The following is a 26,388-nucleotide window of genomic DNA, read 5'->3' on the forward strand; positions in this document are numbered from 1 at the left end:
CTTAGGCCTCGCGGGCGCGGACCAGCTTGGCGAACTTCTCGAAGATGTCGGCATTGGCGGCGACCACGTCGCCATGCTCGAGCGGATCGTGGCCGTCGCGGATCGCACCGACGAAGCCGCCGGCCTCGGTGACGATGATCATGCCCGCCGCGATGTCCCAGATCTTCAGCTCGCGCTCCCAGTAGCCCTCGGTGCGGCCCGCCGCCACATAGGCCATGTTGAGCGCGGCCGAGCCGTACTGTCGCACGCCGGACACCTCGGGGGCGATCCGCGCGAGATCCTGGATCATCGCCGGCAGGGTGCGACGGCCAGCGCAGGGCACGCCGGTCGCGAAGATCGATTCGACCAGACGGTGGCGCGCCGACACCCGCAGCCGGCTCTCGTTGAGCCAGGCGCCCTCGCCCTTCTCGGCGTGGAACATCTCGTCCTTCACGGGGTCGTAGATCACCCCCGCGACGATCTTGCCCTTGTGCTCGAGCGCGATCGAGATCGCCCAGTGCGGCATGCCGTGCAGGTAGTTGGTGGTGCCGTCGAGCGGATCGACGATCCAGCGCCGGGTCGGGTCCTCGCCCTCCAAGGGGCCGCCCTCTTCGCCCAGGAAACCATAGGAGGGCCGCGCCTCCATCAGCGCCTCGCGGATGGTCTGCTCGGCCTGCCGGTCGGCGCGGGTAACGAAGTCGCCCGGCCCCTTGGTCGAGACCTGTAGCTGCTCGACCTCGGCAAAGTCCTTAAGCAGCGCCCGACCGGCGCGGCGGGCGGTCTTCATCATCACGTTGAGATTGGCGGAACGGGCCATCGGGGCCTCCTCGGGCTATGGGCTGTCAGGCCCTTCGGGGCCCTGAGATGTACGGATCACGGGGCCATAGCCGCTCGCGCTCCGCCGGGCAAGAGGCCCAAGGGGGCCTAGCCCCTTTGCAGCTTCACCGCCTCCTGCCGCGCCAGCCGCGTGAAATGCGCGATATAGGGGCGCGAGGTGTCGTCGGAACGGGTCGCGGCATAGAGCCTGCGAGTCTTGCCCTGCGCGGTGAGCGGCCGCGTCACGTAGTCGGAGTTGCTGCGCAGCTGCCGCACCACCCAGTCGGGCAGCACCGAAACGCCGCGGTTCGAGGCCACCAGAAGCAGGATCACCGCCGTCAGTTCGACCTGGCGGATCGCTGCCGGCTCCACTTTCGCAGGGATCAGAAGCTCGGTGAACACGTCGAGCCGGGTCCGTTCCACTGGGTAGGTGATGAGAGTCTGGTCCGCGAAATCCCCGGCCTCGACGAAGGGCTTCTCGGCCAGCGGGTTGGCGGACGAGGCGACGAAGACCGGCTCGTAGTCGAAGAGCGGCGTGAAATCGGTCTCGGGCAGATCCTCGGGGTCCGAGGAGATCACCAGATCGACCATCTCGCGCCGGAGCGCCGGCAGCGCGTCGAAGGCGAGGCCGGGGCGGATGTCGACGTCGACCTCGGGCCAGGCCTTGCGGAACTGCTCCAGCACCGGAAGCAGCCATTCGAAGCAGGCATGACATTCGATAGCGATGTGCAGCCGTCCCGACTTGCCCGCGACCAGACCGGCGAACTCGGCCTCCAGATCGGCGACGCGCGGCAGGATGTCCTCGGCGGCGGCCAGGAGCTTCATCCCGGCGGCCGAGAGCTTCAGCGGCTTGGAGCGGCGCACGAAGAGCTCGACCCCGGCCTGGTCCTCGATTCCCTTGATCTGATGCGACAGCGCCGATTGTGTTATGTTCAGCAGATCGGCCGCCCGGGCCAGACCGCCGGTGTCGTGGATCGCCTTGATCGTGCGCAGATGCCGGAACTCGATATGCAAGTGAAACTCATCATCGTCGTGAGGGTTATGAATTTGTCTCACAGCCCCCCATCTGCGACAAGCTCCCCATCCCACAGGAGACCGTCCATGACCCGCCCCGCCGTCAGTTTCGAATTCTTTCCGCCGAAGAACATCGAAGGCTCGTTCCGTCTTTGGGACACGGTGCAGGCATTGGCGCCGATGGGACCGGAGTTCGTCTCCGTGACCTATGGCGCCGGCGGCACGACCCGCAAGCTGACCCACGAGGCGGTGGACGCGATCCACAAGAAGACCGATCTGCGTGTCGCGGCGCACCTGACCTGCGTCGACGCCACCCGCGCCGAGACGATGGAGATCGTCGACGGCTACGCCAAGGCGGGGGTCGAGGAGATCGTGGCGCTCAGGGGCGATCCGCCCAAGGGCACCGGCGGTTTCCGCCCCCATGCCGAGGGCTTCTCGGGCTCGGTCGAGCTGATCGAGGCGCTGGCCGCGCGCGGCAATTTCCGGATCCGCGTCGGCGCCTATCCCGAGCCGCATCCCGACGCCGCGCATGAGCTGGCCGATGTCGAGCACCTGAAGCGCAAGTTCGATGCCGGCGCGCACAGCGCGATCACCCAGTTCTTCTTCGAAGCGGACACCTTCTTCCGGTTTCGCGATGCCTGCGCGAAGGCCGGGATCGAGGGGCCGATCATCCCCGGCATCCTGCCGATCGAGAACTGGAACGGCGCGCGGAAATTCGCGGCGATGTGCGGCACCTCGATCCCGCAGGTCGTGGCCGACGGCTTCGAGCATGCCAAGGATCAGGTCGAGGCCGACCTGCTGGCCACCGCGCTCGCCACGGAGCTGTGTGACAAGTTGATCGCGGGCGGCGTCGAGCACCTGCATTTCTATACGCTCAACAAGCCGGACCTCACCCGCGACGTCTGCCATGCGCTGGGCATCGCGCCCAAGGCCACGCTAAGCGAGGTGGCCTGAGCCGCGAGGGGGCCCTGCTCCCGGCGTATTTGAAGAAAGATGAATAAGGGAAGCGCGCCGTCCTCGTTCATCTTTCCATCAATACGCACTACCCGGCCCCGGCCCCGGCGCTACCCTCGGGGGCATGGCCGATCTTCTGACCTTCACCGACCGGGGCATCTACTGCGAAGCGGGCGATTTCTACATCGACCCGTGGCGCCCCGTGGACCGCGCGCTCGTCACCCACGGGCATGCAGACCACGCGCATGAGGGCATGGCCCGCTACCTCGCGACCGACATCGCCGCGCCGGTGATGCGCCACCGGCTCGGCGAGATCTCCCTAGACACGATCCGCTATGGCGAAACGCGACGCATCGGCGACGTCACTGTGTCCTTCCACCCGGCCGGGCACGTGCCCGGCTCCGCGCAGATCCGGGTCGAGCGAAAGGGCGAGGTCTGGGTCGCCTCGGGCGATTACAAGACCATCGATGACGGGCTCTCGACGCCGTTCGAGCCGGTGCGTTGCGATGCCTTTATCACCGAATCGACCTTCGGCCTGCCGGTATTCAAATGGACCCCGCAGGCGGAACTGGCGTATGATCTCAACGCGTGGTGGGCCGCCAATGCCGCGGAGGGACGGTTCTCGCTGATCGGGGCCTATGCGCTCGGCAAGGCGCAGCGGATCCTGACGCTCGCCGATACCTCGATCGGCCCGATCCTCACCCATGGCGCGGTCGAGAACACCAACGAGGTGCTGCGCGCGCAGGGCATCGCGCTCCCCGACACGATCCGCGTGACGCCCGATCTCGACCTCAAGGCGCATGCGGGTGCGTTGGTCGTGGCGACGCCGTCGGGCCTCGGCGGGCCCTGGGCGCGGCGTTTCAACGTCGCGGGCAACCCCCCCTCCACTGCCTTTGCCTCCGGCTGGATGGCGCTTCGGGGCGTGCGCCGCAGGCGCGCCGCCGATCGCGGCTTCATCATGTCCGATCACGCCGACTGGCCCGGCCTCAACGCCGCGATCCGCGAAACCGGGGCGCGGAAGGTCTTCGTCACCCACGGCTATACCTCGATCTTTCGACGCTGGCTGGAGAGCGAGGGCTTCGAGGCCCATGTCGTCTCGACCGAATATGCGGGCGAGAACGTCGATGCCGACGACGAGGGAGAGGCCACGTGAAGCGCTTTGCCGAACTGTTCCGCGCCGTCGACCAGACCACCCGCACCACCAAGAAGGTCGCGGCGATGGCTGCCTATTTCCGCGAGGCGCCCGATGCCGACAAGCTGTGGACCGTGGCACTTTTCTCGGGGCGCCGGCCGCGCCGGACCATCACCGCGACCGTGCTGCGCGAATGGGCCGCGGAACGGGCGGGCATTCCGCTGTGGCTGTTCGAGGAGGCCTATCCGATCGTCGGCGATCTGGCCGAAACCATATCGCTGGTCCTGCCGCCCGCCGAGGCCGAGGAGGATCGCCCGCTCAGCCACTGGATCGATGCGATCCGCCGCCTGTCGAAGCAGGACGATGCCGCGCGCAAGGCCGGCATCCTCGCGGCGTGGGACCGGCTCGGCCCGACTGAGCGGCTCCTGTTCACCAAGCTGCTGACGGGCAGCTTCCGCGTCGGGGTCAGCCAGAAACTGATGACGCGCGCGCTGGCGCAGGCCACCGAGATCGACGAGGCCGAGTTGACGCACCGGCTGATGGGGTCATGGACGCCCGACGACATCACCTGGCACAGCCTCGTCCATGCGCCGGACCCGACGGCGAGCCTGTCGCGCCCCTACCCCTTCTACCTCGCCTACCAGCTCGACGATCCGGAGGCGCTGGGCGACCCTGCCCAATGGATGGCCGAGCGCAAATGGGACGGCATCCGCGGCCAGTTGATCCTGCGCGGCAATGATCACCACCTCTGGTCGCGCGGCGAGGAGCTGATGACCGACCGCTTTCCAGAACTCGCACGCATGAAGGATTTCCTGCCGATGGGCACGGTGATCGACGGCGAGGTGCTGGGCTGGGGCGACGAGGTGCCGCTCTCCTTCAACGCGTTGCAGAAGCGGATCGGCCGCAAGACCGTTCCGAAGAAGCTCCTGGCCGAGGCGCCGGTGATCCTCATGGGCTATGACCTCCTGGAGCAGGACGGCGAGGACATCCGCGCCCTGCCCTTCGCCGAGCGACGCGCCCGGCTCGACGCGCTGGGGCGCGACCTGCCGCCCGAGGCGCCGTTCCGGCTGTCGCCGCTGGTGCCGGTTAAAAGCCTCGACCAGCTGGCCGAGGAACGTTCCAAGTCGCGCGAGCTGATGGCCGAGGGGCTGATGCTCAAGCGCGCCGACAGCCCCTATCTTTCGGGGCGCAAGAAGGGCGACTGGTGGAAATGGAAGGTCGATCCGCTGACCATCGACGCGGTGATGGTCTATGCGCAGGCAGGCTCGGGGCGGCGCGCCAACATGTTCACCGACTTCACCTTCGCGGTGAGGGATGGCAATGGGCTGGTCCCCTTCACCAAGGCCTATAGCGGCCTGACCGATGCCGAGTTTCGCAAGATCACCGCATGGGTGCGCAAGAACACGCTGGAGCGCTATGGCCCGGTGCGTCACGTGAAACCCGAGCACGTCTTCGAGATCGGCTTCGAGGGCATCCAGCCCAGCCCGCGCCACAAGTCCGGCGTGTCTTTACGCTTTCCCCGCATGCTGCGCTGGCGCCACGACAAGCCTCTCGACGAGATCAACACGCTCGAGGATCTCAGGCAGATGCTCGCGGCCTATGGCGGGGAGAGCGCCGCATGAGGAGAGCCCTCGCCATCGCCGCGGGCGTCTTGCTCGCTCTTCTTTGCGCGGCTTCGCTGCTGCCGCTGGCCGAAACGGATGCGTGGTGGGTGCGCTATCTCGATTTCCCGCGCCTGCAGATCGCCGTGCTGCTGGTGATTTTCTGGATCGCGATGGTGGCGCTTGGCGGCATCGGTCATGGCGCCGCGCGCTGGCTCACGGTGCTGGCCATCGCCGCGCTCGCCTATCACGGCTGGCGGCTCTGGCCCTATCAGCCACTCGCCACGAAGATGGACCCCGGCCTCGCCACCTGCGCGCCGGAAGAGCGGTTGAGCGTCCTCGTCGCCAATGTGCAGCGCAAGAACCACCAATCCGAAGAGGTCATCGCCCTGGCCCGCGAACAGGATCCCGACCTGTTCTTCGTGCTCGAGACCGACGGTTGGTGGGACGAGGCGCTGGCGCCGCTCGACGCCGATTATGCGCATCACGTCCAGGACATCCCCAGGGAGGCGACCTATTACGGCATGCACGTCTTCTCCCGCCATCCCTTCGACAGCGCCGAAATGCGCTTTCCCTACGGCGCCGATACGCCGCTGTTCGACGGCGTGCTGGCGCATCCAGCGGGCAAGCTGCGGGTCTTCGGCGTGCATCCGCGCCCGCCGCAGATGGGTCAGCCCTCGACGTTGCGCGACGCGACGATGCTGGAGGCGGCGATGGGGGCGCGGGACGACATACACCCGGCCCTGCTCGCCGGCGATTTCAATGCCACCCCCTGGGAGCGCACCTCGCGCCGCAGCTTGCGGCTGGGGCGGCTGATCGATCCGCGCGCCGGGCGCGGACCGATGGTCAGCTTCGACGCCAATTCCTGGTGGATGAAATGGCCGCTGGACCAGATCCTGTGGCAGCAGGGGCTGGCCATGTCCCGCTTCGAGGTGCTGCCGGGCATCGGCTCCGACCACTACCCGGTGCTGGCCGAGCTGTGCTTCACCGTGAACGCGGACCAGCGCATCCTCACCGCGAACGACCGCGATCTCGAAGAGGCGCGCACCACCTTCGACAAGGCCCGCGCGCTGTCGGACGCGGCGATGGACGGCTGAGACGGGTTGAGCCGCCTCCGCCGCGATCCTATCTTTCGCCTCCATGACAAAAGACGAGAAGGCCAGAGCATGACCCAGACCCCCCGCTTCGACGCCGCGACCGAGACCGGGGGCCGCCCCTTGGGCAACCTGCCGGAATGGGACCTGACCGACCTCTACCCGGCTCCGGATTCGGCCGAGATCAAGAACGACATCGACTGGCTAGAAAAAGCCTGCGCCGAGTTCGCCGGCGATTACGAGGGCAAGCTCGCCACGCTCGACGCGCATGGCCTGCTCGAGGCGGTGCAGCGCTACGAGCGCATCGACATCGTGGCGGGACGGATCATGTCCTATGCCGGGCTGCGCTACTACCAGCAGACCACCGACAGCGAACGGGCCAAGTTCATGTCGGACTGCCAGGACCGGATCACCGCCTATACCACGCCGCTGGTCTTCTACGGGCTGGAGTTCAACCGCCTCGACGAGGATCACCTCGAGACGCTGCTCGGCCAGAGCCAGGAACTGAACCGCTACCGGCCGGTCTTCGAGCGGATGCGCGCGATGAAGCCCTACCAGCTTTCCGACGAGCTGGAGAAATTCCTCCACGACCAGTCCAGCGTCGGCGCCGCCGCATGGAACAAGGTGTTCGACGAGACCATCGCCGGCTTGACCTTCACCGTCGATGGCGAGGAGCTCGGCATCGAGGGCACGCTGAACCTGCTGACCGAGCAGGACCGTGCCAAGCGCGAGGCCGCGACGCTGGAACTGGCGCGGGTGTTCAAGACCCAGATCCGGCTCTTCTCGCGGATCCACAACACGCTCGCCAAGGAAAAGGAGATCGAGGATCGCTGGCGCGGCATGCCGACGCCGCAGACCGGGCGCCACCTCGCCAACCATGTCGAGCCCGAGGTGGTCGAGGCGCTGCGCGATGCCGTCGTCGCCGCCTATCCGCGCCTGTCGCATCGCTACTACGCGCTCAAGGCCAAGTGGCTCGGCCTCGACCGCATGCAGGTCTGGGACCGCAACGCGCCCCTGCCGATGGAGACCGACCGGATCGTCGGCTGGGACGAGGCGCGCGCCATGGTCGAGGAGGCTTACGGCGATTTCGATCCGCGCATGGCCGAGCTGGCCAAGCCGTTCTTCGACGAAGGCTGGACTGACGCGGCGGTGAAGCCGGGCAAGGCGCCGGGCGCCTTCGCGCATCCCACCGTCTCGACCGTGCATCCCTACGTGATGCTGAACTACCTCGGCAAACCGCGCGACGTGATGACGCTGGCGCATGAGCTGGGGCATGGCGTGCATCAGCGCCTCGCCGCCGGTCAGGGCGAACTGCTGTCCTCGACGCCCCTGACCCTGGCCGAAACGGCGAGCGTGTTCGGCGAAATGCTGACCTTCCGCAAGCTGCTCGCCAAGGCGAAGGACACCAACGAGCGCAAGGTGCTGCTCGCCGGCAAGGTCGAGGACATGATCAACACGGTCGTGCGCCAGATCGCCTTCTACGATTTCGAATGCAAGCTGCACGCGGCCCGCGCGCAGGGCGAGCTGACCCCCGACGATATCGATGCGCTGTGGATGAGCGTGCAGGCCGAGAGCCTCGGGCCGATCTTCGACTTCGCGCCGGGCTACGAGAGCTTCTGGGCCTATATTCCGCACTTCGTGCATTCGCCCTTCTACGTCTACGCCTATGCCTTCGGCGATGGCCTCGTGAACGCGCTCTACGCGGTCTACGAGGAGGGTGGCGAGGATTTTCAGGAGAAGTATTTCGAGATGCTCAAGGCGGGCGGCTCGAAGCACCACAAGGAGCTTCTGGCGCCCTTCGGCCTCGACGCCTCCGACCCGGCCTTCTGGGACAAGGGCCTGTCGATGATCGAGGGCATGATCGACGAGTTGGAGAAGATGGAGGCGTGAGCCTCGATCTGACGGGGGCGGCGCCGGTGACGCTGGCGCCGCTCGATCCCGCGCATTTGCCGGTGCTGCGCGGCCTCGCGCCGCATCCGGCGCAGGAGCAATTCTCGGGCAGTGCCGCCGCGATCCTTGCCGATCCGCGCGAAAGCGTCGCGTTTCACGTGATACTTTCGGGCGGCGTACCGGTCGGCCTGTTCAAGACCGACAGCGACTACGAGGACGGGCGGCATTTCGCGGAGGCCGGCGCCTGGGGGCTGCGCGGCGTGATGATCGACGCGCGGGCGCAGGGGCGCGGCATCGGCCGCGCCGCCTTCGCGGCGCTGCCGCCCTACCTGCGGCGGAGCCACCCGGGGCTGCGGCGGATCTGGCTCACCGTGAATTGCCGCAACCCGGTCGCGCGGCGCATCTATCTGCGCGGCGGCTGGATCGATGACGGCGTGCTCTACCACGGTGGATCGGCCGGGCCGCAGCATGTCATGCGGCTCGAGCTTTCCTAGGCCAGCATCTCCTTCACCACCTCGAAGGACGAGCTCAACTCCTCGGCTTCGGGCCGCGCGATCGCCGGGGTCCGCCGGATCCATTCGCCGTTTTCCACGCAATGCAGCATGAAATGCGCCAGATCGGCATGGCGGGTGCGGATCAGATCCTCGGGGATCACGTCGGGCACGACGACGTAATCGGCCGTCAACGGCTCAGGCAGCAGCCAGCCGGGCCGCACCGCGGTCCAGTCGAGATCGCTGGCGCGCAGCATCTCCTCCATCTCGCCCATCTGGTGCAGCACCCGGGTCAGCGCCGGGATCGCCGTGGTGCGGAACAGCAGCGGCCCGCGGTCATGCGTGACCACGAAGCTCGCCGAGATCGTCACCAGCCGCTTCACGCCGCGCGCCGCCATCGCGTCGATCAGGTTGCGGGTGCCTTCGGTGTAGAGCGGCGGCGGGTCCAGCAGCGTCTTGGGATCGCCCGGGACGCCCAGCGCGGATATCACCGCGTCGACGCCCTCGACGATCGTACCGAGGTCATCCTCGATCACGTTGGCGGTCACCCGCTCGACATTGTGCCCGGCGGGGGGCGCGTCCTCGGGCCATTTCATCTCGGCGGCGCGGACATGGTGGCCCTTCGCCACCGCCTGTTTCACCACCTCCTGCCCGGTCACGCCATGCGCACCGAGCACGAGGATCTTCATCTGGTCAGCCATCGCGGTTGCCTCCGGTGATCTTCGCCGGAACAACCGCGATCCGGCTCAGCCGTTCCCGCCCTTGGCATAGACCATGTCGATCATCGCCTGCGTGCCCCGGCTGAATTCCAACGGGCAGGCATAATCCGCGCCATCGATCGCGGCGGTGAAGGCCTCGACCTGCAGCTTGTAGTGATCGATGCCGGGCCAGCGCTCGTGCATCACCCGCATGCCCTCGGTCTCGAGCGTCATCTCGGCCTGGCCGAAGGTGTTGGCGTTGAACGGGCACAACATCTTCAGCACGCCATCCTCGCCATGGAAGGTGACCTCCTGGCGCGGATGCAGCCGCATCGACACCATGCCGGAATAGTCGAAGCTCGCGAAGCGCGCCGCGACCTGCGCATAGACGTCGACGCCGTTCTCGTAGCGGATATTGGCGTGGCGGATCTCCTGCGGCTCCTCGCCGGTGACGAAGCGCACCGAGCCGAAGGCATAGACGCCGATATCGGGCAGCCCGCCGCCGCCGGTCTCGGGCTTGTTGCGGATGTTGTCGGTCTGGGACGCGTTGTTGAAGCTGAACGCCGCCTCGACATGGCGCAGCCGGCCGATCGCGCCGCCCCGGACCAGTTCGCGCGCGCGGATCCATTGCGGGTGGTGCACGATCATGTAGGCCTCGGCCGCCATCAGCCCGGTCGCGTCGCGCTTGGCGATCACCGCGTCGAACTCATCGGCCTTCATCGCCAGCGGCTTTTCGCACAGCACGTGCTTGCCCGCCTCGAGCGCCTTGAGCGTCCACTCGACATGCATGGCGTTGGGCAATGGGATGTAGATCGCATCGATCTCCGGGTCGTCGAGCAGCGCTTGATAATCGAGATGAACGCGCAGCCGGGGCTGGAAGGCGCGGAACGGGGCGGCCTTTTCCTCCGAGGAGGTGGCCAGCGCCGCAAACTCGGAACCCTCGGCGGAATGGATGGCGCGGGCCATGGCGCCCAGCGCGAATTTCGAGGCGCCCAGCACGCCCCAGCGGATCGGTTCACTCATCGCGGTCTTTCCCTGCCTGCCGGAAAGGAAAAACCCCTCCCCGGTCTCCCGGCGAAGGGTAATTCACGTGGCGCGGAGTGCAACGCGTCAGGCGTTCTCGAGCATGCCCCGCTCGCGGGCCAGCTCCTGCATCCGCTTCTGCAGCTTCTCGAAGGCGCGCACCTCGATCTGGCGGATCCGCTCGCGGCTCACCTCGTACTGCCCCGACAGCTCCTCGAGCGTCACCGCCTCATCCTGAAGCCGCCGCTGCACGAGGATGTCGCGCTCGCGCTCGTTCAGGACGCCCATCGCCTCGGCCATCAGCTCGCGCCGGGCGTCGAGCTCGTCGCGCTCCTCGTAATCGGTGGCCTGATCGGCGCTGTCATCCTCAAGCCAGTCCTGCCATTGCGTGGCGCTGTCGCCCTCGGTGCCGACCATGGCATTGAGCGAGGCGTCGCCGCCCGACATGCGCCGGTTCATCGACACGACCTCTTCCTCGGTCACGCCGAGATCGGTGGCGATCTTCTTGACGTTCTCGGGCCGCAGATCGCCTTCCTCCAAGGCGCCGAGCCGCGCCTTGGCCTTGCGCAGGTTGAAGAACAGCTTCTTCTGGCCCGAGGTGGTGCCGAGCTTGACCATGGACCACGACCGCAGCACGTATTCCTGGATCGAGGCGCGGATCCACCACATCGCATAGGTGGCGAGGCGGAAGCCCTTTTCGGGGTCGAACTTCTTCACCGCCTGCATCAGGCCGACATTGGCCTCTGAGATGACTTCGGCCTGAGGCAGGCCGTAGCCGCGGTAGCCCATGGCGATCTTCGCCGCGAGGCGCAGGTGCGAGGTGACGAGCCGGTGCGCGGCCGAGGCATCCTCGTGGTCCACCCAGCGCTTCGCCAGCATGTATTCCTCTTCCGGCTCCAGCATCGGAAACTTGCGGATTTCCTGCAGGTAGCGATTCAGCCCCTGTTCCGGCGACGGGGCGGGGAGATTGGTATAGGTCTCTGCCATGGGCCCCTCCTTTCGGTCCTTGTGTCACCCGAGCGATACGTCCCTTGCCCCTGCCCGGCAAGCGCCGCCATCGCATCAGCCTTGTGCAATGATGAACCCTTCGCCCCCAACCCGGCGAGGGGGCGTGCGAAAGGCTCGATCATATGTGAATTCTGTTACGGCCTTTCAACCCCTCAGTGCGGAGAGGAGTTCCGCCATATCGGCCGGCAGCGGGCTCTCGAAGCGCAGCTTTTCGCCGGTCACGGGGTGGGCAAAGCCGAGGCTCGCCGCGTGCAGCGCCTGCCGCCCGAAACGCCCCGCCAGCGCCACGGCGGCCGTGCCATGCGCCTTTTCCGACAGCTTGCGCCGGCCGCCATAGACCGGGTCGCCGATCAGCGCGTGCCCGGCATGCGACATGTGCACCCGGATCTGGTGCGTGCGCCCGGTCTCGAGACGGCATTCGACCAGCGCCGCGCCGGCGAAGGCCTCGATCACCTTCACCCGCGTCACCGCGTGGCGGCCCTGCTCGAAGCTCACCGCCTGCCGCTGCCGGTCGGTGCGGTGACGGCCGAGCAGGGTCTGGATCTTCAGCACCGAACCGGTCTCGAAGCTCGCGCCCTTCACGCCGCGCAGCCGCGGATCGTTGGGATCGGGCACGCCGTGGCACAGGGCGAGGTAATGCCGCTCGGCGCTGTGCTTCTCGAACTGGATCGCCAGCCCCTGATGCGCGCGGTCGGTCTTGGCCACGACGAGGAGCCCCGACGTGTCCTTGTCGATCCGGTGCACGATGCCGGGGCGCTTGGCGCCGCCGACCCCCGAGAGGTCCTCGCCGCAATGATGGATCAGCGCGTTGACCAGCGTGCCGTCGGGCGAGCCCGGCGCCGGGTGCACCACCATGCCGGCTGGTTTGTCGATCACGATCAAGTCGTGATCCTCCCAGACGACGTGGAGCGGGATCTCCTGCGCGCCGATATGGCTCTCGGCGGCCTCGGGCACCGAGATCTCGACCTCGGCCCCCGCGGCGATGGCGGCCTTCGCATCCGTGGCGACCACGCCGTCGACCCGCACCGCACCCTCGGCCAGAAGCTTGGCGATGCGCGAGCGCGACAGCGCCGCCTGCTCTGGCACATCGCGGGCCAGCGCCTTATCAAGACGCGCCGGCGGATCGTCGGCGATGATGAAGCGGACGGTGGACAGATCGTTGGAGGTATCGGCCATGCAGGCTCCCGAGACAGACGGCCCGGCCCGGATCCCGCCAGAGCTGCGATGGCTCAAATGGCTGGTGATCGCGCTAGCAGGCGTGATGATCGCAGGCTTCCTAGTGCTGATCGCGGCGATTGTCATCCGCCTCGATGCCGAACCGCTGCCGTTGCCCGAGCGGATCGCCCTGCCCGAGGGCGCCGAGGCGATGGCCTTCACCCAAGGACGTGACTGGATCGCCGTGGTTACGACGGATGATCAAGTGCTGATCTTCGGCCGCGACGGCGCGTTGCGGCAGAGCGTGGAGATCGAGCCGCAGTGAGAAGCCGCCCCCGAGGGGGCTGCTTTCAGACGTTGCCGCGAAATCAGTTCGGGGTCGTCGCGTCGGCCTGGGCATCGGCCTCGCTGCCGGCAGTGGTTTCGCCCGAAGCGTCGGCCTCGGTCGAGCCTGCAGTCTCGGTCGAGGCATCGGTGCCCGTCGCGGCGCTTTCGGGCGCCGGGCTTGCCTCGGTCTGATCGCTTGGCGCCACCTCGGTCACCGGTGCCCCGGCGTCCGGTGTCTCGCCTCCCGCATCCGATCCGGTGGGCTGCGGCGTGATCGGGTCCTCGGTCGTGGTATCGGAGCGATCCGCATCGGTCGCGTTGCCCAGCGGCTGCTCGGTCGGCGCCGAAGCGGTATCGCCCGCCGCGGTCTGGCTGTTGGTCACGTATTGGGTGGCGATGGTGGTGTTGGTGGCGCTGCATTCCGGCGTGTCGGAACCGAGTCGCCCCCCACCCAGAGCGCCCACATCGACGCCGCAGACATTCGCCGCCACGGCCACGGGCAGCTGGATGGTGATCGGCACGTTCTGCAGATCGATGTCGAGATCCTTGGCGATCTCGGCGCGGATGTTCTCGAGATTGACCGAAACGAGGCCGGGCAGTTGCTGCCCCCCGCCGGAGGTCGGCAGCGTCGAAAGATCGGGCATTCCGGGCAGGGTCTGGCCGGACGTCTGCGCAAGGGCCGGCGCGGCGGCGCAACCGAGGGCAAGGGCGATGGCGGTGGTCTTGAAGGTCATGTTCATCTCCGGGGTCATCACTGGGCGGCGGCGTCGGTCTGCGACGCTTCGGTGCTGGAATCGGCCGAGGCATCGGCTGCGGGGTCCGACGCGGGATCGCTGGTTTCCGTCATGGATTCGGGGTTCGTCCCGGGTTCGGCTTGGGATGTCGCGGCGGCATCGCCATCGCTCGTTGAGGACGGCGTGGTTTCGCCTGCCGTCGCATCGACCGGCGCCTCAATCGCCTCCTGCCCGGTATCGGCAGCGGTGGGTTCGGTGGTCTCGTCGGTCGGAGTTTCAGCGGTGGCACCACTCTCGGTCGTGTCGGCGGGCCCGGGCACGGTGCCGGCGGAGTTCTCCGGCGCCTGCGCAGCGCTGCCGCTGCCACTGCCACTGCCGATCAGGTTCGAGACGAGCTGCGTCGCCATGGTGACGTTGTTGGCATCGCATTCGGGCTTGTCGCCGCCCAGCGTCGCGCCGCCCAGCGCCGCCACGTCTATGCCGCAGACATTCGCCGCGACGCTGATCGGCAGCAGCACGTTGATCGGGACCTTGTCGAGGTCGAGATTTAGATTCTTCGCGATCTCGATGTTCACGTTCGACAGGTTGACGGAGATCAGGGAGATTTGCGCCGAGGCCATGCCGACAGGCGCCGCCGCGAGCGCGCTCGCGACGATCAAGGGCTTGAACATGTTTCATTTTCCTTGCTGGAAACCTGCGCCGAAAACCCGTTGCGCCGGGGAGCGGTTCCACCTGGCGATGCATGTTCGGCCCGGTTTCGCGCAAGGCGCGCGGCGGTCGGCGGCATGCCGCCCGGGAACGCCGCGCGTCAGTCAGGCATGTCCACCTTCATGCGGAATCAGATGCGACCACAGCGCCGCCACGGCGAGCACTATGCCGCATACCACCGCGTTCCATGAGGCGACCGCCACGGCGGTGAAGCCCACCATCCAAGGTGCCGCGATGATCAGCAGCGCGACCACCGCCACCGCGTAATCGGTCCAGTCCTGCGCCTCGGTCTGCAACAGGCCGATCGCCCCCAGGATCACGACCAGAGCACCCAGCGCCATCATGCTCCATGTCGCGGCGCCGGTCATGCCGAGGATCCAGGGCGAAACGATCAGCCAGAGACCGATCACGCCGAACACCCAGTCCTGCCAGTGATGTCGATGTTTCATCTGCAGTCTCCCTCCCGGGGCCGGAAGCCTTGCCCGCGAGGGCCCTGCCCGGCCCGCATCTTCGCGGCCTCTCCGAGCCGCCCGTCCTGTCGGGAAACGGCCCTGAGGCCACGGGTGCCGAAATCCGGCCCCAAGGAAAAAATGGCGATCGCCGCGGCACCACAAAAGCCACGGCGCGGATCAATTTTTCGGGATCATCGCTTCGGGGAGATGGTACCGCCTCCCTGGCTTGAACAGGGGACCTCTGGATCCACAATCCAGCGCTCTAACCAACTGAGCTAAGGCGGCACTGGCGCGGAATTAGCGCCGCGGGCGGGGGATTGCAACCCCTTGCCGCGGCTTCCGCGACGACCGCCGCCTTGCCCGCCGCGCGCGCCGGCGCTAGGCACGTCCCAGCTTGGAAAGGAACCGACATGGGCATCGACACCGAACGCGACATCGAGGCGAATCTGCAGATCGGCCCCACCGATCAGGGCATGGTGCGGCTGTTCATCGAGGCGGGCGCGACCGAGATCCCGATGGATTTCGACCCCGAGGAGGCCGAGGACATCGCCGAGGAGATCATGGCCGCGGCGCGCGCCGCGCGGTCCCTCAAGAAGAAAGGCTGATCGCCGGATCGCGCGCCTTGTGCCAGCGCAGCGCCGCATGGCGCGCGAATTTCTGCAACATCACCTTGCGCCGGGCGCCCGAGAGCTTTGCCTCCGGCGCCATGGTCACGATCTCCGCGTCGTAGCCGTCGGCGATGATCACGCCGGTCTCCTCGGGCAGCAGCTCGAGCGGAAACGCGTCGTCCACCGCCCAGAAATAGCGGTCGCAATAGTCGAGATAGCCCTGCCACTTGCGATCCGAGGTGAAGTCGGCGCGGCTCGACTTGCATTCGATCACCCACAGCTCGCCCTTGGGGCCGAGCGCCATCACGTCGACCCGAAGCCCCGGGGCCGGCACGAACTCCTCAATCGTGACGAAGCCGTGACCCAGCAGGTGGCGACAGACACCCCGGGCCAGGATCTGCCCCGGTTGTGGAACGGCACGCGGCCGCGACAGCGCCTCGGCCGAAAGCGCGTCATCGGGCAGCGCGGCGACGCGGCGCTCCCCCTCTTCCCAGTCATCCCAATCATCAGGCATGGTCGCCATCATGAACAATCTGGCAACACGCTTCAAGCGGCGAAAGCCCGCATGCCGCCCCTTGTCACGTCCCCGGCACGATCCTAGATGTGGTCGCGGCGGGTTCTGCTCTTCTCGTGCCAAGGGGTCAAATTCCAGAGGCCTTAAGCAATTCCACGGGAGCTGGCTCTGTTCGGACCCTGGTTCGATTACCTGGCGCCCACCTGTATACACAGGTCCCCGGGAATTCTCACCCCTACGGTCGCTGCGGTTCCCGCCACATTTTCCCAGCGAGCCCATGAAATAGCCCCGAGGTCCGGTGGCGTGGCAAATGCCGTGCGGCTTCGGAGCACCCTGAATGTCATGATATGCCTGAGGCTGCCGCCTTGGAGGCTGGGACATGATTCTCTCGACCATCGGATACGAATCCGCGACGCTGCCGGAGGTGATCGCGAAGCTGCGCACCGCGGACGTGGAGGTGGTCATCGATGTCCGGGCCGTGGCTGCCTCGCGGCGGGCCGGGTTCTCCAAGACCATGCTGCGCGCGTCGCTGGAGGCCGAGGGCATCGCCTACGAGCATCTGCGGGGGCTCGGCACGCCCAAGCCGGGGCGGGAAGCGGCCCGTCGGGGCCGCCTCACCGAGATGGAAGCGATCTTCGACGCGCATATGCAGTCACCCGAGGCGCAGGACGGCCTTGCCCTGGCAATAGCCATCGCCCGGGAGCGGCACGCGGCGCTGCTGTGCTTCGAGGCCTGCGCCAAGGGCTGCCATCGCCGGATCGTGGCAGAGAGGATCCGTGAGGCCACGGGGTGCGAGATCGAGAATCTTTAGTTCCGAACCGCTCTGCTGCGCATTATCCGCAATCCCCTCCGGCTGCCGACATGCAAAAGGGCGCAGCCAGCGGCCGCGCCCCTCGAAATGCGATGCTCTTGGGCCGGTCAGAACGCCTCCGGCCGCGCCTCCCGCGCCATGTGATCGAGCACGGCGTTGACGAATTTCGATTCCTTGCCATCGGGGTAGAACGCCTTGGCGATCTCCACGAACTCCACGATCACCACCTTGGGCGGCGTCACCTTGCCGAGCAGCTCGGCCCCGGCCGCACGGAACAGCGCCCTGAGCGTCGGGTCGATCCGCGCGATTGGCCATTTGGCGACGAGCGCGCGATGGGTCATCTGGTCGATCTTGGCCTGCTCTTCGACCGCGCCCTCCATCAGGTTGCGGAAGGTGGCGAGATCGCCCTCCTCCCACTCCACCTCATCATAGGTGGCGCCGAAGCGATGCGTTTCGAACTCGCGCATCACCCGGTCGACGGTCTGGCCCGCGGCCTCCATCTGGAACAGCGCCTGCACCGCATACATCCGCGAGGCCGAGCGCATGCGCCGCTTCTGGGTGTTCGATTCGGCCATCAGCCCTCTCCCAGCCGATCGGCGGTGAAGCCGAGGCCCTTGTCCTTGCGCGCGAGCTTGCGCGACAGCGCGACGAGATGCAGCGCAGCCGCCGCCGCGCCGCCGCCCTTGTTCTGACCCTGCGGATCGGCGCGCACCGCCGCTTGCTCGTAGTTCTCGACGGTCAGGATGCCGTTGCCGATGCAGATCCCCTGCAGGCCCAGCAGCGTCAGACCGCGCGAGCTGTCATTGCACACGGTGTCGTAATGCGTGGTCTCGCCGCGGATCACGCAGCCCAGCGCGACGAAGCCGTCATATTCGCCCATCCGGGCGGCGATGCCGATGGCCGAGGGCAGTTCCAGCGCGCCCGGCATCTCGACGACCTCGTAGGTGCCGCCAGCGGCCTCGATCTCGGCCATGGCACCGGCGACGAGATTGTCGGCGATGTCCTTGTAATAGGGGGCGACGACGATGAGGATCTTGGGACCCTCGTCGAATTCGGGACGCGCGAGCGCGTGGTGGGTGGGGCCGGCCATCATCCGATCTCCGAGATCTTGCGGGTGTCGATGATCTCGAGCCCGTAGGCGTCGAGCCCGACCACGCGGGGTTTGGGGGAGTTGGTCAGCAACACGATCCGCGACAGGCCGAGGGCCGAGAGGATCTGCGCGCCGAGACCGTATTGCCGAAGCACATGCGGCGAATGCTCCTCGGTGGTGGCGAGCTTCATGTGCAGGTCGCGCAGGAGCACCAGCACGCCGCGCCCTTCTTCGGCGATGACCTGCATCGCGTCGCCGAATTCGCGGGCCCGGCCCTTGGGGCCGGTGCCCACCACGTCGAGCATCGGATCGAGCGTGTGCATCCGCGTCAGCACCGGCGCATCGCCCGAGATGTCACCCTTGATCAGCGCGATGTGCTCGGCGCCCTGGGTGGTGTCGGTATAGACACGCAGGGTCCAGTCGCCGCCGAACTCGCTCTGGATCTGCTGCTCGTCGCGCAGCCGCACGAGGTTGTCGTGGCGCCGGCGATAGGCGATCAGGTCGCTGATCGTGCCGATCTTGAGCGCGTGCTTCTGTGCGAAGGCGACGAGGTCGGGCAGACGGGCCATGGTCCCGTCCTCCTTCATGATCTCGCAGATCACGCCGGAGGGGTTCAGCCCCGCGAGACGCGAGATGTCGACGGCGGCCTCGGTATGACCGGCGCGCACCAGTACCCCGCCCTCGCGGGCGCGCAGCGGGAACACGTGGCCCGGCGTGGCGATGTCGGCGGCGGTCTTCGAGGCATCGATCGCCACCGCCACGGTGAGCGCCCGGTCATGCGCCGAGATGCCGGTCGAGACGCCGTCGCGCGCCTCGATCGAGACCGTGAAGGCGGTCTCGTGGCGCGAGGAGTTGTTGGTGGACATCAAGGGCAGCCCCAGCGCATCGATGCGCGAGCCCGGCATCGACAGGCAGATCAGGCCGCGGCCATGGGTGGCCATGAAGTTGATCGCGTCGGGCGTCGCCATCTGCGCCGGGATCACCAGGTCGCCTTCGTTCTCGCGGTCCTCGTGATCGACGAGAATGAACATGCGCCCGTTGCGCGCGTCGTTGATGATCTCCTCGATCGGGCTGATCGCGTCGGACCAGTCGCGCTCCACGGGGCCTGGGGTCTCGAAGCTTTCGGTCACTGGCGATTCCTGACGATATTGGGGCCGAGGCGGGGATGCTGGTGCAGATAACGGCTGGGGCCGGTTTTGCAAAGCCCGCAAGGCTGCGCGCCGGGTTGACCTCGCGCGGGGAGCAGGTGCGCTCAGCGCGGCGGCCAGCCCTCCGGCGCACTCTTGAGTCCCGCCAGCACCGCGTCGAGCGCGGCGCGCGGCGCGATGGCCAACATCAAAGGCGCGTCGACCCGCAGCCGCACGGGCCCGGTCACCTCGTTCGAGGTGCCGATGCGTTGCGCCGGTGAGAAGGCGATGCCCGCCGTGGGCCAGCGCAGCCCCTCGGAGACGCAGCCGACCTCGCCCATCGGGAACAGCGAGAAGGGCTGTCCCGGCACGAGGTCGAGCGCGATCTCGGGCGGGCAGAGAAACACCAGGCTCTCGGTACCGATCAGCAGGCAGCGCCGGTCGGGCCGCGCGGCAAGCACGTGAAACGCCGCCAACTCGTGATCGAGACGACCGCCCGTAAAGCCCACCGCCAGCACCAACCCCGCCTTGATGTTCCTGAGCGCCTTGTCGAAATCGGTGCTGTCCTGCTCGGCGATCTCGTGCAGCCGGTCGGCGAAACGGGCGGCGGCATCGCCGAGGCTGTCCATGTCGCCGATCACGGCGCGGGGCTCCAGCCCGGCGGCGGCGGCGTGGCGCGCGCCGCCATCGGCCGCGACGAGCACCGGCGCGCGCGCCAGAGCCAGCGCGAGGTCCCCCTCGCCGAGGGCCCCGCCCCCCAATAGAGTAACCTCATTGGCGCACTGGACAATCGTCACGGCCTTCCCCCATCATCCCCGCGAACCAAACGGTCGGCCGCGGTTTTGCCATGAAATCATCCCACGGCCACCCATGTCGTGATCCCGTTTCAAACCTATTCACTGCTACATCGGGACGGACAGGGTAGAAAGCGAGCACTCAGATGGTTGGATCAAGCAAGATACTCACGGTGTCCTACGGGACCTTTTCCTGCACGCTGGAGGGGTTCGACGACTCGTTCGACACGATGAAGGCCATCGCCGAGTATTTCCGCGATCTGGCCGCCGATGACCGTTACTTCGGGGCCGAACCCCCGACCCCGGATGCCGAGATGCTGGCGCGCATCGCCGAGCGCGAAGTCGCACGCCGGGTCGAGGCCCGCACCGAATCGAGCGGCATCGTGCTGCGCGCGGGTCAGGCCCTGCCGCCGATGGCCCCGACGGCCAGCCCGGCGCCCCAGCCTTCCGCGCAGCCCGCTCCGCAGGCCCAGCAGCCCCAGCCGGCCCCCGCGCCCGAAACGCAGGAGCAGGGCGAGCCGCAGGCGGAACCCGCGCCGCAGCCCGTCGCCGAGGCGCCGCGCGAGGCCGAGCCGCAGCCGACCCAGCAACCCGCCCAGGCGGAACGCCCCGCCGCGCCGCAGGGGGCGCCGCGTCCCGAAACCGCCGAGCAGGCGCCCGCCCCGGCGCAGCCGCGCCCTGCCCCGCAGCGCCCGGCCATGGATGGCGACAGCGTCGCGGCCAAGCTACAGCGCATCCGCGCCGTGGTCGGCCGCCAGCCTTCCTTTGCCAGCGATGAGGAGGAGGAGGACATCGCGCCCGCCTCCCGCCAGCGCCCCGCCGCCGGGCTGTTCGACACGGCCCCCGTCCGGACCCCCAGGCCTGCCGCTCCGCAACCGGCCGCGACCGAGCCCGCAGCGGAGAAGGAGCAGAAGCAGGAGCCCGCGGAGGCCGAATCCTCTTCGGCCCAGTCGAGCGAGCCGGCGGCGGAACAGACCGACGCGGCGCGCCCGGCACGCGCCCGCGTGGTGCGGATGCGCAAGGCCGATTTCGAACGCGCCGTCGCGCGCGGTGAAGCGCATCGGGCCGTGAGCGAGGCGACCGAAGCCGCGCCATCCCAAGCCGAAGCCTCGGACGCGGTTTCCGACGACGCGGATGCCGACGCCGACATCATGGCGGCCCTCGCACGGCAGGACGCCGAGGAGGCCGTACGCGAAACGGATGAGACGGCAGCCGCCGCCGAGACCTCGCAGGAGGACATGACGCCTTCGACCAGCGAGGACGCGGACCTGTCGTCCGAGGCCGAGCGGGCGTTGCTGGAAGAGCTGGCGGCGCTGGAGCGCGAGATGGGCGTCGGCCAGGATGGCCCCGCCTCCCAGGAGATCGCGGCAGACGAATCATCCGTCGCGGAGAGCGAGGCCGAGAGCGCCGAAATCGAAACCCGGGATGCGGATGCCGATCTCGAAGCCGCGGTGGCGGCGCTGTCGGACGAGGATGAGGATCAGGACGACGCGGCGGCACCGACCGAGACTTCGGCCGAGGCCAAACCCGATGAAGACGAAGCCGTCGAAGCCGAGGTCAAGGTCGAGGCACCGCAGGACGATGTCGCGGGCGCGGCCCGGTCGGCGGCGCATCATGCGCTGGCCACCGACGAGGCCGACCTGTCGCGCATCATGTCCGCCACGGATGCCCGCATGGCGGACCCCGAAACTGGCCGCCGCCGCGAATCGATCTCGCAGCTCAAGGCCGCCGTCGCCGCCACCGAGGCCGCCCGCCGTCTGGGAGATGTGGAACGCCCCGCCAAGGTGGAGGAAGCGTTCCGCGACGATCTGCGCCAGGCGGTCCGGCCGCGCCGACCGGCGCTGCCGCCGCGCGGTCACGACGAGGCCGCAGAGGCCCGGCCCGAGCGGCCGCGCCCCGCGCCGCTCAAGCTGGTTGCCGCCCAGCGCGTCGATCTGAGCGACACGCCCTCGCAGGAGCGCGCCGCACCGGTGCGGCCGCGCCGGGTCTCCGTCGCCGATACCAGCGAACCGGCGCCGCAGCCCGCCCGCCCCGCGACCAGTGCGGAGCCGACCTCGGCCCCGACCCCTTCCGAGAGCTTCTCGGCCTTCGCGGCGCGAATGGGCGCGCAGGAGCTGGGCGAACTTCTGGAAGCCGCCGCCGCCTATGCCGCCTTCATCGAGGGGGCCGAGGATGTCTCGCGCCCGCAACTGATGGAGCGGGTGCGCGAGGCAAGCCCGGAACCGGTCAGCCGCGAGGACGGGCTGCGCAGCTTCGGCACGCTGCTGCGGCAGGGTGCGCTGACGCGGGTGCGCAGCGGCCGCTTCGCCGTGGCGCCGTCGAGCCGCTTCAACCCGCAGCGCCGCGCCGGCTGAGCTTGGCCACATGACATGCGAAAAAGGGCGGCACCGCACGGTGCCGCCCTTTTTCGCGTCTCGGCTCGACGCCGGTCTCAGCCGTCGTCCCGCTCTTCCGGATCCGCCTTGCCGACGCCGAGAAAGATCCGTCGGAACGGCAGTGCCCATACCAGGCCGAGGCCGACATAAATCGCCAGCTCGACCAGGATCGAGGGCCGCTCGATCAGCCCGACCAGCGTGATCGCCACCACGATGTAACCCGGCAGGCCGACCAGCAGAATCAGGAGCGACAGACGTCGCCGCGCCTTGTGGCTGAGCTTTCGCGCCATGCCCGCCTCAGTCCGAGAAAGGATCGGTGACGAGGATCGTGTCGTCACGCTCGGGGCTGGTCGAGACCATCGCCACCGGGCACTGGATCAGTTCCTCGATGCGGCGGATGTACTTGATCGCCTGCGCCGGCAGATCGGCCCAGCTGCGCGCGCCCGCGGTGCTTTCCTGCCAGCCCGGCATCTCCTCGTAGATCGGGGTGCAGCGCGCCTGACGATCGGCGGCGGTGGGCAGGTAGTCGTAGCGCTCGCCATCCAGCTCGTAGCCGGTGCAGATCTTCAGCGTCTCGAAGCCGTCGAGCACGTCGAGCTTGGTCAGCGCGATGCCCGACACGCCGGAGGTGGCGCAGGTCTGGCGCACCAGGCAGGCGTCGAACCAGCCGCAGCGACGCTTGCGCCCGGTGGTGGTGCCGAACTCGTGACCGCGCTCGCCCAACCGCTGGCCATCATCATCGTCGAGCTCGGTCGGGAACGGGCCCTCGCCGACGCGGGTGGTATAGGCCTTGACGATGCCAAGCACGAAGTCGATCGCGCCCGGGCCGATGCCGGTGCCGGTAGCGGCCTGCCCCGAGATCACGTTCGAGGAGGTGACGAAGGGATAGGTGCCGAAATCGATGTCGAGCAGCGCGCCTTGCGCGCCTTCGAACAGGATCCGCTCCCCGGCGCGGCGGCGCTCGGTCAGCACCTTCCAGACGGGGGCCGCGTATTCGAGGATCGCCGGCGCGATCTCGCGCAGCTGCGCCAGCACAGCGTCGCGGTCGATCGGTTCGAGCCCGAGACCGGCGCGCAGCGCGTTGTGATGCACCAGCGCCCGGTCGACGCGCAGTTCGAGCGTCGCGTCGTCGGCGAGGTCGGCGACGCGGATCGCCCTGCGGCCGACCTTGTCCTCATAGGCGGGCCCGATGCCGCGCCCGGTGGTACCGATCTTGGCGACGGTGTTGAGCCCCTCACGTGCCCGGTCGAGCTCACCGTGGAAGGGCAGGATGAGCGGCGTGTTCTCGGCGATCATCAGCGTTTCGGGCGTGATCTCGACGCCTTGGCCGCGAATGCCCTCGATCTCCTTCAGAAGATGCCAGGGGTCGAGCACGACACCATTGCCGATCACCGAGAGCTTGCCGCCGCGCACGACGCCGGAGGGCAGCGCGTGCAGCTTGTAGACCTCGCCACCGACGACCAGCGTGTGGCCCGCGTTATGACCGCCCTGGAACCGCGCGATCACGTCGGCGCGCTCGGACAGCCAGTCCACGATCTTGCCCTTGCCCTCGTCGCCCCACTGGGTGCCGACGACCACCACATTCGCCATGGACGTACCCTCTCCGGTCTTTCAATCCGGCGTCCCTATAGCGCCGGGCGCGGCTCCGCGAAACCGCAAACTGGCCCGCGACCTCCGGCCCCGCCCACTTCGGGGTTGCGACAGAGGCCGCCCTCTTCTAGATACGGCGCGTTCCGCCCCACCCCGCCGCACGCAGAGGTCCGCATGGAAAACGTCGTCCTGATCGTCCACCTGATCCTCGCCTTGTCGCTGATCGGCGTGGTTCTGCTGCAGCGTTCCGAAGGCGGCGGCCTCGGCATGGGCGGTGGCGGCGGCGGCGTGATGTCGGGCCGCGCGGCCGCGACCGCGCTGGGCAAGGTCACCTGGGGCCTCGCCGCGGCCTTCATCGTCACCTCGATCGCGCTGACGATCATCGCCGCCGAGAACTCGGCCGGCGGTTCGGTGCTCGACCGGCTGACCGCCGGGACCCCGGCGGAAGAGGATGCGCCCGCCACCGATCTGGGTGACAGCCTGCTGCCGCCCGCGCCGACCGACGGCCCCGTCGTGCCGCTGGCCGAGTAAAGGCCACCCACAACCACTGGGCGTTGGCCGATTTCGGCCACATGATCTTGCGCCCCCGGTTGCGGTCACGGGCCGAATCCGGATATCCTCAAATCCCGTGATGCCGCGAAGCCTTCGTTTCGCGGCAGTCTTCCATTCGATGCTCATTCGACGATCACGGGGTACTTCCGACCATGGCGCGTTACATCTTCATCACCGGCGGCGTTGTCTCCTCGCTCGGCAAGGGACTGGCCTCGGCGGCGCTGGGTGCGCTCTTGCAGGCGCGCGGCTACACGGTCCGGCTGCGCAAGCTCGACCCCTATCTCAACGTCGATCCCGGTACGATGAGCCCGTTCGAGCATGGCGAGGTCTTCGTCACCGATGACGGCGCCGAGACCGATCTCGATCTCGGCCATTACGAGCGCTTCACCGGCGTCGCGGCGCGGCGCACCGACAGCGTGTCGTCGGGCCGGATCTATTCGAACGTGCTGGAGAAGGAACGCCGCGGCGACTACCTCGGCAAGACGATCCAGGTGATCCCGCACGTCACCAACGAAATCAAGGACTTCCTCTCGATCGGCGCCGACGAGGTCGATTTCCAGCTCTGCGAGATCGGCGGCACGGTCGGCGACATCGAGGGTCTGCCCTTCTTCGAGGCGATCCGCCAGTTCGCGCAGGAGCGGCCGCGCGGCCAGTGCATCTTCATGCATCTGACGCTGCTGCCCTATGTCGCCGCCTCCGGCGAGCTGAAGACCAAGCCGACGCAGCACTCGGTCAAGGAACTGCGCTCGATCGGCATCGCGCCCGACGTGCTGGTCTGCCGCTCCGAACACCCGATCCCCGAGAAGGAGCGCGAGAAGATCGGCCTCTTCTGCAACGTGCGCAAGGAGAGCGTGATCGCGGCCTACGACCTCAAATCGATCTACGAGGCGCCGCTGGCCTATCACCGCGAGGGGCTCGACCAAGCCGTGCTCGACGCCTTCGGCATCGCCCCCGCGCCCAAGCCGAACCTCGCGCGTTGGCACGACGTGAACGACCGGCTGACCCATGCCGAGGGTGAGGTGAAGGTCGCGATCGTCGGCAAATACGTGCAGCTCGAGGACGCCTACAAGTCGATCAAGGAGGCGCTGACCCATGGCGGCATGGCCAACCGGGTGCGCGTGACGGTCGAATGGGTCGACAGCGAGCGCTTCGACCAGGAGGACCCGGCCCCGCATCTCGAGGGCTACCACGCGATTCTCGTGCCCGGCGGCTTTGGCGAGCGCGGCACCGAGGGCAAGATCAAGACAGCCCAGTTCGCGCGTGAGCGCGGCATTCCCTATCTGGGCATCTGCCTCGGCATGCAGCTCGCGGTGATCGAGGCGGCGCGCAACGTGGCGGGCTTCAAGACCGCCGGATCGGAGGAGTTCGACCACGAGGCCGGCAAGCGCCGCTTCGAGCCGGTCGTCTACCACCTCAAGGAGTGGATCCAGGGCAACCACGTGGTCGAGCGGGCAGTGACTGACGACAAGGGCGGCACGATGCGGCTCGGCGCCTACACCGCCGCGCTGGCCGAGGGCAGCCGCGTCGCCGAGGTCTACGGTGCGAGCCGCATCGAAGAGCGCCACCGTCACCGCTACGAGGTCGACACCAAGTATCGCGAAGCGCTCGAGGCCAAGGGGCTGTGCTTCTCGGGCATGTCGCCCGATGGCCGCCTGCCCGAGATCGTCGAGTGGAAGGACCATCCGTGGTTCATCGGCGTGCAGTTCCACCCTGAGCTGAAATCCAAGCCCTTCGCGCCGCATCCGCTCTTCGCCGATTTCGTGCGCGCCGCCGTGGAAACCTCGCGGCTGGTCTGAGTACGGCGTCTTCGGAATTCGAAAGGGCCGATCCGAGAGGACCGGCCCATTTCAT

At 68.0% G+C, this 26,388-nt stretch carries 28 protein-coding genes, 1 tRNA gene and 1 other RNA gene; 13 read left to right on the top strand and 17 right to left on the bottom strand.

Annotated elements, in window-relative coordinates:
- Nucleotide 1 precedes the first annotated feature (1 nt).
- Together ACRAQ3_RS12610 and ACRAQ3_RS12615 are read right to left on the bottom strand one after the other, a co-directional pair.
- A complete protein-coding gene (locus ACRAQ3_RS12610; protein ID WP_269398308.1) occupies nucleotides 2-796 on the bottom strand; it encodes an inositol monophosphatase family protein in 795 nt (264 codons plus the stop codon).
- A gap of 107 nt (nucleotides 797-903) precedes the next feature.
- Nucleotides 904-1,809, bottom strand: coding sequence for a LysR family transcriptional regulator (locus ACRAQ3_RS12615; protein ID WP_085896023.1), 906 nt, complete (start codon nucleotides 1,807-1,809; stop codon nucleotides 904-906).
- Between the two features lie 87 nt (nucleotides 1,810-1,896).
- Between ACRAQ3_RS12615 and metF the strand changes: the two genes are divergently transcribed.
- The 6 genes from metF to ACRAQ3_RS12645 all read left to right on the top strand — a co-directional run bounded on the left by metF (nucleotide 1,897) and on the right by ACRAQ3_RS12645 (nucleotide 8,974).
- Nucleotides 1,897-2,763 carry a methylenetetrahydrofolate reductase [NAD(P)H] gene (gene metF / locus ACRAQ3_RS12620; RefSeq protein WP_432254871.1) on the top strand — a complete coding sequence of 289 codons (867 nt, stop codon included), beginning with the start codon at nucleotides 1,897-1,899 and terminating at the stop codon, nucleotides 2,761-2,763.
- A gap of 124 nt (nucleotides 2,764-2,887) precedes the next feature.
- Nucleotides 2,888-3,916, top strand: coding sequence for a ligase-associated DNA damage response exonuclease (locus ACRAQ3_RS12625; protein WP_432254872.1), 1,029 nt, complete (start codon nucleotides 2,888-2,890; stop codon nucleotides 3,914-3,916).
- On the top strand, nucleotides 3,913-5,517 hold the full coding sequence (locus ACRAQ3_RS12630; RefSeq protein WP_432254873.1) for an ATP-dependent DNA ligase: 1,605 nt from the start codon (nucleotides 3,913-3,915) through the stop codon (nucleotides 5,515-5,517). The genes ACRAQ3_RS12625 and ACRAQ3_RS12630 overlap by 4 nt, the downstream gene beginning before the upstream one ends.
- Nucleotides 5,514-6,593: an endonuclease/exonuclease/phosphatase family protein gene (locus tag ACRAQ3_RS12635; protein WP_432254874.1), complete on the top strand. Its 1,080-nt coding sequence runs from the start codon at nucleotides 5,514-5,516 to the stop codon at nucleotides 6,591-6,593. Before ACRAQ3_RS12630 ends, ACRAQ3_RS12635 begins: the two co-directional genes overlap by 4 nt.
- Nucleotides 6,594-6,662: 69 nt before the next feature.
- Nucleotides 6,663-8,480: a M3 family oligoendopeptidase gene (locus ACRAQ3_RS12640; RefSeq protein WP_269398312.1), complete on the top strand. Its 1,818-nt coding sequence runs from the start codon at nucleotides 6,663-6,665 to the stop codon at nucleotides 8,478-8,480.
- Nucleotides 8,477-8,974 (top strand): GNAT family N-acetyltransferase, encoded by a 498-nt coding sequence (locus ACRAQ3_RS12645; RefSeq protein WP_432254875.1) that lies wholly within the window; start codon nucleotides 8,477-8,479, stop codon nucleotides 8,972-8,974. Before ACRAQ3_RS12640 ends, ACRAQ3_RS12645 begins: the two co-directional genes overlap by 4 nt.
- Here the strand turns inward: ACRAQ3_RS12645 and ACRAQ3_RS12650 are convergent.
- The 4 genes from ACRAQ3_RS12650 to ACRAQ3_RS12665 all read right to left on the bottom strand — a co-directional run bounded on the left by ACRAQ3_RS12650 (nucleotide 8,971) and on the right by ACRAQ3_RS12665 (nucleotide 12,876).
- Nucleotides 8,971-9,672 carry an NAD(P)-dependent oxidoreductase gene (locus ACRAQ3_RS12650; protein ID WP_432254876.1) on the bottom strand — a complete coding sequence of 234 codons (702 nt, stop codon included), beginning with the start codon at nucleotides 9,670-9,672 and terminating at the stop codon, nucleotides 8,971-8,973. The two genes, ACRAQ3_RS12645 and ACRAQ3_RS12650, sit on opposite strands and share 4 nt — an antisense overlap.
- A gap of 45 nt (nucleotides 9,673-9,717) precedes the next feature.
- Nucleotides 9,718-10,692, bottom strand: coding sequence for a Gfo/Idh/MocA family protein (locus tag ACRAQ3_RS12655; RefSeq protein WP_432254877.1), 975 nt, complete (start codon nucleotides 10,690-10,692; stop codon nucleotides 9,718-9,720).
- Between the two features lie 87 nt (nucleotides 10,693-10,779).
- A complete protein-coding gene (rpoH, locus tag ACRAQ3_RS12660) occupies nucleotides 10,780-11,679 on the bottom strand; it encodes an RNA polymerase sigma factor RpoH (protein WP_269398316.1) in 900 nt (299 codons plus the stop codon).
- A 165-nt stretch (nucleotides 11,680-11,844) separates the two neighbouring features.
- Nucleotides 11,845-12,876, bottom strand: coding sequence for an RluA family pseudouridine synthase (locus tag ACRAQ3_RS12665; RefSeq protein ID WP_432254878.1), 1,032 nt, complete (start codon nucleotides 12,874-12,876; stop codon nucleotides 11,845-11,847).
- On the opposite strand from ACRAQ3_RS12665, the gene ACRAQ3_RS12670 reads away from it, so the two are divergent.
- Nucleotides 12,875-13,180, top strand: a complete 306-nt coding sequence (locus tag ACRAQ3_RS12670) for a DUF6476 family protein (protein WP_269398318.1) — start codon at nucleotides 12,875-12,877, stop codon at nucleotides 13,178-13,180. The two genes, ACRAQ3_RS12665 and ACRAQ3_RS12670, sit on opposite strands and share 2 nt — an antisense overlap.
- A 43-nt stretch (nucleotides 13,181-13,223) precedes the next feature.
- Here the strand turns inward: ACRAQ3_RS12670 and ACRAQ3_RS12675 are convergent, their stop codons facing one another.
- The 4 genes from ACRAQ3_RS12675 to ACRAQ3_RS12690 form a co-directional block, all read right to left on the bottom strand.
- Entirely contained in the window at nucleotides 13,224-13,916 is a 693-nt protein-coding gene (locus ACRAQ3_RS12675; protein WP_432254879.1) for a hypothetical protein, read from the bottom strand.
- A gap of 17 nt (nucleotides 13,917-13,933) precedes the next feature.
- Nucleotides 13,934-14,575 (bottom strand): hypothetical protein, encoded by a 642-nt coding sequence (locus ACRAQ3_RS12680; protein ID WP_432254880.1) that lies wholly within the window; start codon nucleotides 14,573-14,575, stop codon nucleotides 13,934-13,936.
- A gap of 153 nt (nucleotides 14,576-14,728) precedes the next feature.
- Entirely contained in the window at nucleotides 14,729-15,073 is a 345-nt protein-coding gene (locus tag ACRAQ3_RS12685; protein WP_269398321.1) for an SPW repeat protein, read from the bottom strand.
- 211 nt (nucleotides 15,074-15,284) lie between these two features.
- A tRNA-His gene (locus tag ACRAQ3_RS12690) sits at nucleotides 15,285-15,361 on the bottom strand.
- 125 nt (nucleotides 15,362-15,486) lie between these two features.
- Here ACRAQ3_RS12690 and ACRAQ3_RS12695 point away from each other — a divergent pair.
- Nucleotides 15,487-15,681 carry a DUF6324 family protein gene (locus tag ACRAQ3_RS12695; protein WP_085896037.1) on the top strand — a complete coding sequence of 65 codons (195 nt, stop codon included), beginning with the start codon at nucleotides 15,487-15,489 and terminating at the stop codon, nucleotides 15,679-15,681.
- Here ACRAQ3_RS12695 and ACRAQ3_RS12700 read toward each other — a convergent pair.
- Entirely contained in the window at nucleotides 15,665-16,198 is a 534-nt protein-coding gene (locus tag ACRAQ3_RS12700; RefSeq protein ID WP_269398322.1) for an MmcB family DNA repair protein, read from the bottom strand. The two genes, ACRAQ3_RS12695 and ACRAQ3_RS12700, sit on opposite strands and share 17 nt — an antisense overlap.
- A 99-nt stretch (nucleotides 16,199-16,297) precedes the next feature.
- On the opposite strand from ACRAQ3_RS12700, the gene ssrS reads away from it, so the two are divergent.
- Together ssrS and ACRAQ3_RS12710 are read left to right on the top strand one after the other, a co-directional pair.
- Nucleotides 16,298-16,455, top strand: a non-coding RNA gene (gene ssrS / locus ACRAQ3_RS12705) — 6S RNA.
- A 122-nt stretch (nucleotides 16,456-16,577) separates the two neighbouring features.
- Entirely contained in the window at nucleotides 16,578-17,009 is a 432-nt protein-coding gene (locus ACRAQ3_RS12710; protein ID WP_432254881.1) for a DUF488 family protein, read from the top strand.
- Between the two features lie 107 nt (nucleotides 17,010-17,116).
- Here ACRAQ3_RS12710 and nusB read toward each other — a convergent pair whose 3' ends face one another.
- The 4 genes from nusB to ACRAQ3_RS12730 form a co-directional block, all read right to left on the bottom strand.
- Entirely contained in the window at nucleotides 17,117-17,584 is a 468-nt protein-coding gene (gene nusB, locus ACRAQ3_RS12715; RefSeq protein WP_085896039.1) for a transcription antitermination factor NusB, read from the bottom strand.
- Nucleotides 17,584-18,099 (bottom strand): 6,7-dimethyl-8-ribityllumazine synthase, encoded by a 516-nt coding sequence (locus ACRAQ3_RS12720; RefSeq protein ID WP_432254882.1) that lies wholly within the window; start codon nucleotides 18,097-18,099, stop codon nucleotides 17,584-17,586. Before ACRAQ3_RS12720 ends, nusB begins: the two co-directional genes overlap by 1 nt.
- On the bottom strand, nucleotides 18,099-19,229 hold the full coding sequence (gene ribB / locus ACRAQ3_RS12725; RefSeq protein WP_269398325.1) for a 3,4-dihydroxy-2-butanone-4-phosphate synthase: 1,131 nt from the start codon (nucleotides 19,227-19,229) through the stop codon (nucleotides 18,099-18,101). Before ribB ends, ACRAQ3_RS12720 begins: the two co-directional genes overlap by 1 nt.
- A 122-nt stretch (nucleotides 19,230-19,351) precedes the next feature.
- Nucleotides 19,352-20,023 (bottom strand): thiamine diphosphokinase, encoded by a 672-nt coding sequence (locus ACRAQ3_RS12730; protein WP_432254883.1) that lies wholly within the window; start codon nucleotides 20,021-20,023, stop codon nucleotides 19,352-19,354.
- 143 nt (nucleotides 20,024-20,166) lie between these two features.
- Between ACRAQ3_RS12730 and ACRAQ3_RS12735 the strand changes: the two genes are divergently transcribed.
- A complete protein-coding gene (locus tag ACRAQ3_RS12735; protein ID WP_432254884.1) occupies nucleotides 20,167-22,374 on the top strand; it encodes a hypothetical protein in 2,208 nt (735 codons plus the stop codon).
- Nucleotides 22,375-22,451: 77 nt separating this feature from the next.
- On the opposite strand, the gene ACRAQ3_RS12740 is transcribed toward ACRAQ3_RS12735, so the two are convergent.
- Both ACRAQ3_RS12740 and ACRAQ3_RS12745 read right to left on the bottom strand, forming a co-directional pair.
- Nucleotides 22,452-22,685, bottom strand: a complete 234-nt coding sequence (locus ACRAQ3_RS12740; RefSeq protein WP_085896044.1) for a DUF2842 domain-containing protein — start codon at nucleotides 22,683-22,685, stop codon at nucleotides 22,452-22,454.
- Nucleotides 22,686-22,692: 7 nt separating this feature from the next.
- Entirely contained in the window at nucleotides 22,693-23,985 is a 1,293-nt protein-coding gene (locus ACRAQ3_RS12745) for an adenylosuccinate synthase (protein ID WP_432254885.1), read from the bottom strand.
- A gap of 174 nt (nucleotides 23,986-24,159) precedes the next feature.
- Between ACRAQ3_RS12745 and secG the strand changes: the two genes are divergently transcribed.
- Nucleotides 24,160-24,516, top strand: coding sequence for a preprotein translocase subunit SecG (gene secG, locus ACRAQ3_RS12750; protein ID WP_269398330.1), 357 nt, complete (start codon nucleotides 24,160-24,162; stop codon nucleotides 24,514-24,516).
- A 173-nt stretch (nucleotides 24,517-24,689) separates the two neighbouring features.
- Nucleotides 24,690-26,333 (top strand): CTP synthase, encoded by a 1,644-nt coding sequence (locus ACRAQ3_RS12755; RefSeq protein ID WP_085896047.1) that lies wholly within the window; start codon nucleotides 24,690-24,692, stop codon nucleotides 26,331-26,333.
- Nucleotides 26,334-26,388: the final 55 nt, after the last annotated feature.

The sequence above is a fragment of the Limimaricola sp. AA108-03 genome, assembly GCF_050847355.1.
Taxonomy (GTDB): Bacteria; Pseudomonadota; Alphaproteobacteria; order Rhodobacterales; family Rhodobacteraceae; genus Limimaricola.

Bases quoted from the DNA above. Each gene is read 5' to 3' on its own strand.
- ACRAQ3_RS12610 (WP_269398308.1), bottom strand. From the start codon at position 796: ATGGCCCGTTCCGCCAATCTCAACGTGATGATGAAGACCGCCCGCCGC.
- metF (WP_432254871.1), top strand. From the start codon at position 1,897: ATGACCCGCCCCGCCGTCAGTTTCGAATTCTTTCCGCCGAAGAACATC.
- ACRAQ3_RS12625 (WP_432254872.1), top strand. From the start codon at position 2,888: ATGGCCGATCTTCTGACCTTCACCGACCGGGGCATCTACTGCGAAGCG.
- ACRAQ3_RS12635 (WP_432254874.1), top strand. From the start codon at position 5,514: ATGAGGAGAGCCCTCGCCATCGCCGCGGGCGTCTTGCTCGCTCTTCTT.
- ACRAQ3_RS12640 (WP_269398312.1), top strand. From the start codon at position 6,663: ATGACCCAGACCCCCCGCTTCGACGCCGCGACCGAGACCGGGGGCCGC.
- ACRAQ3_RS12650 (WP_432254876.1), bottom strand. From the start codon at position 9,672: ATGGCTGACCAGATGAAGATCCTCGTGCTCGGTGCGCATGGCGTGACC.
- ACRAQ3_RS12655 (WP_432254877.1), bottom strand. From the start codon at position 10,692: ATGAGTGAACCGATCCGCTGGGGCGTGCTGGGCGCCTCGAAATTCGCG.
- rpoH (WP_269398316.1), bottom strand. From the start codon at position 11,679: ATGGCAGAGACCTATACCAATCTCCCCGCCCCGTCGCCGGAACAGGGG.
- ACRAQ3_RS12670 (WP_269398318.1), top strand. From the start codon at position 12,875: ATGCAGGCTCCCGAGACAGACGGCCCGGCCCGGATCCCGCCAGAGCTG.
- ACRAQ3_RS12665 (WP_432254878.1), bottom strand. From the start codon at position 12,876: ATGGCCGATACCTCCAACGATCTGTCCACCGTCCGCTTCATCATCGCC.
- ACRAQ3_RS12675 (WP_432254879.1), bottom strand. From the start codon at position 13,916: ATGACCTTCAAGACCACCGCCATCGCCCTTGCCCTCGGTTGCGCCGCC.
- ACRAQ3_RS12685 (WP_269398321.1), bottom strand. From the start codon at position 15,073: ATGAAACATCGACATCACTGGCAGGACTGGGTGTTCGGCGTGATCGGT.
- ACRAQ3_RS12695 (WP_085896037.1), top strand. From the start codon at position 15,487: ATGGGCATCGACACCGAACGCGACATCGAGGCGAATCTGCAGATCGGC.
- ACRAQ3_RS12700 (WP_269398322.1), bottom strand. From the start codon at position 16,198: ATGCCTGATGATTGGGATGACTGGGAAGAGGGGGAGCGCCGCGTCGCC.
- ACRAQ3_RS12710 (WP_432254881.1), top strand. From the start codon at position 16,578: ATGATTCTCTCGACCATCGGATACGAATCCGCGACGCTGCCGGAGGTG.
- nusB (WP_085896039.1), bottom strand. From the start codon at position 17,584: ATGGCCGAATCGAACACCCAGAAGCGGCGCATGCGCTCGGCCTCGCGG.
- ACRAQ3_RS12720 (WP_432254882.1), bottom strand. From the start codon at position 18,099: ATGGCCGGCCCCACCCACCACGCGCTCGCGCGTCCCGAATTCGACGAG.
- ACRAQ3_RS12735 (WP_432254884.1), top strand. From the start codon at position 20,167: ATGGTTGGATCAAGCAAGATACTCACGGTGTCCTACGGGACCTTTTCC.
- ACRAQ3_RS12740 (WP_085896044.1), bottom strand. From the start codon at position 22,685: ATGGCGCGAAAGCTCAGCCACAAGGCGCGGCGACGTCTGTCGCTCCTG.
- ACRAQ3_RS12745 (WP_432254885.1), bottom strand. From the start codon at position 23,985: ATGGCGAATGTGGTGGTCGTCGGCACCCAGTGGGGCGACGAGGGCAAG.
- secG (WP_269398330.1), top strand. From the start codon at position 24,160: ATGGAAAACGTCGTCCTGATCGTCCACCTGATCCTCGCCTTGTCGCTG.
- ACRAQ3_RS12755 (WP_085896047.1), top strand. From the start codon at position 24,690: ATGGCGCGTTACATCTTCATCACCGGCGGCGTTGTCTCCTCGCTCGGC.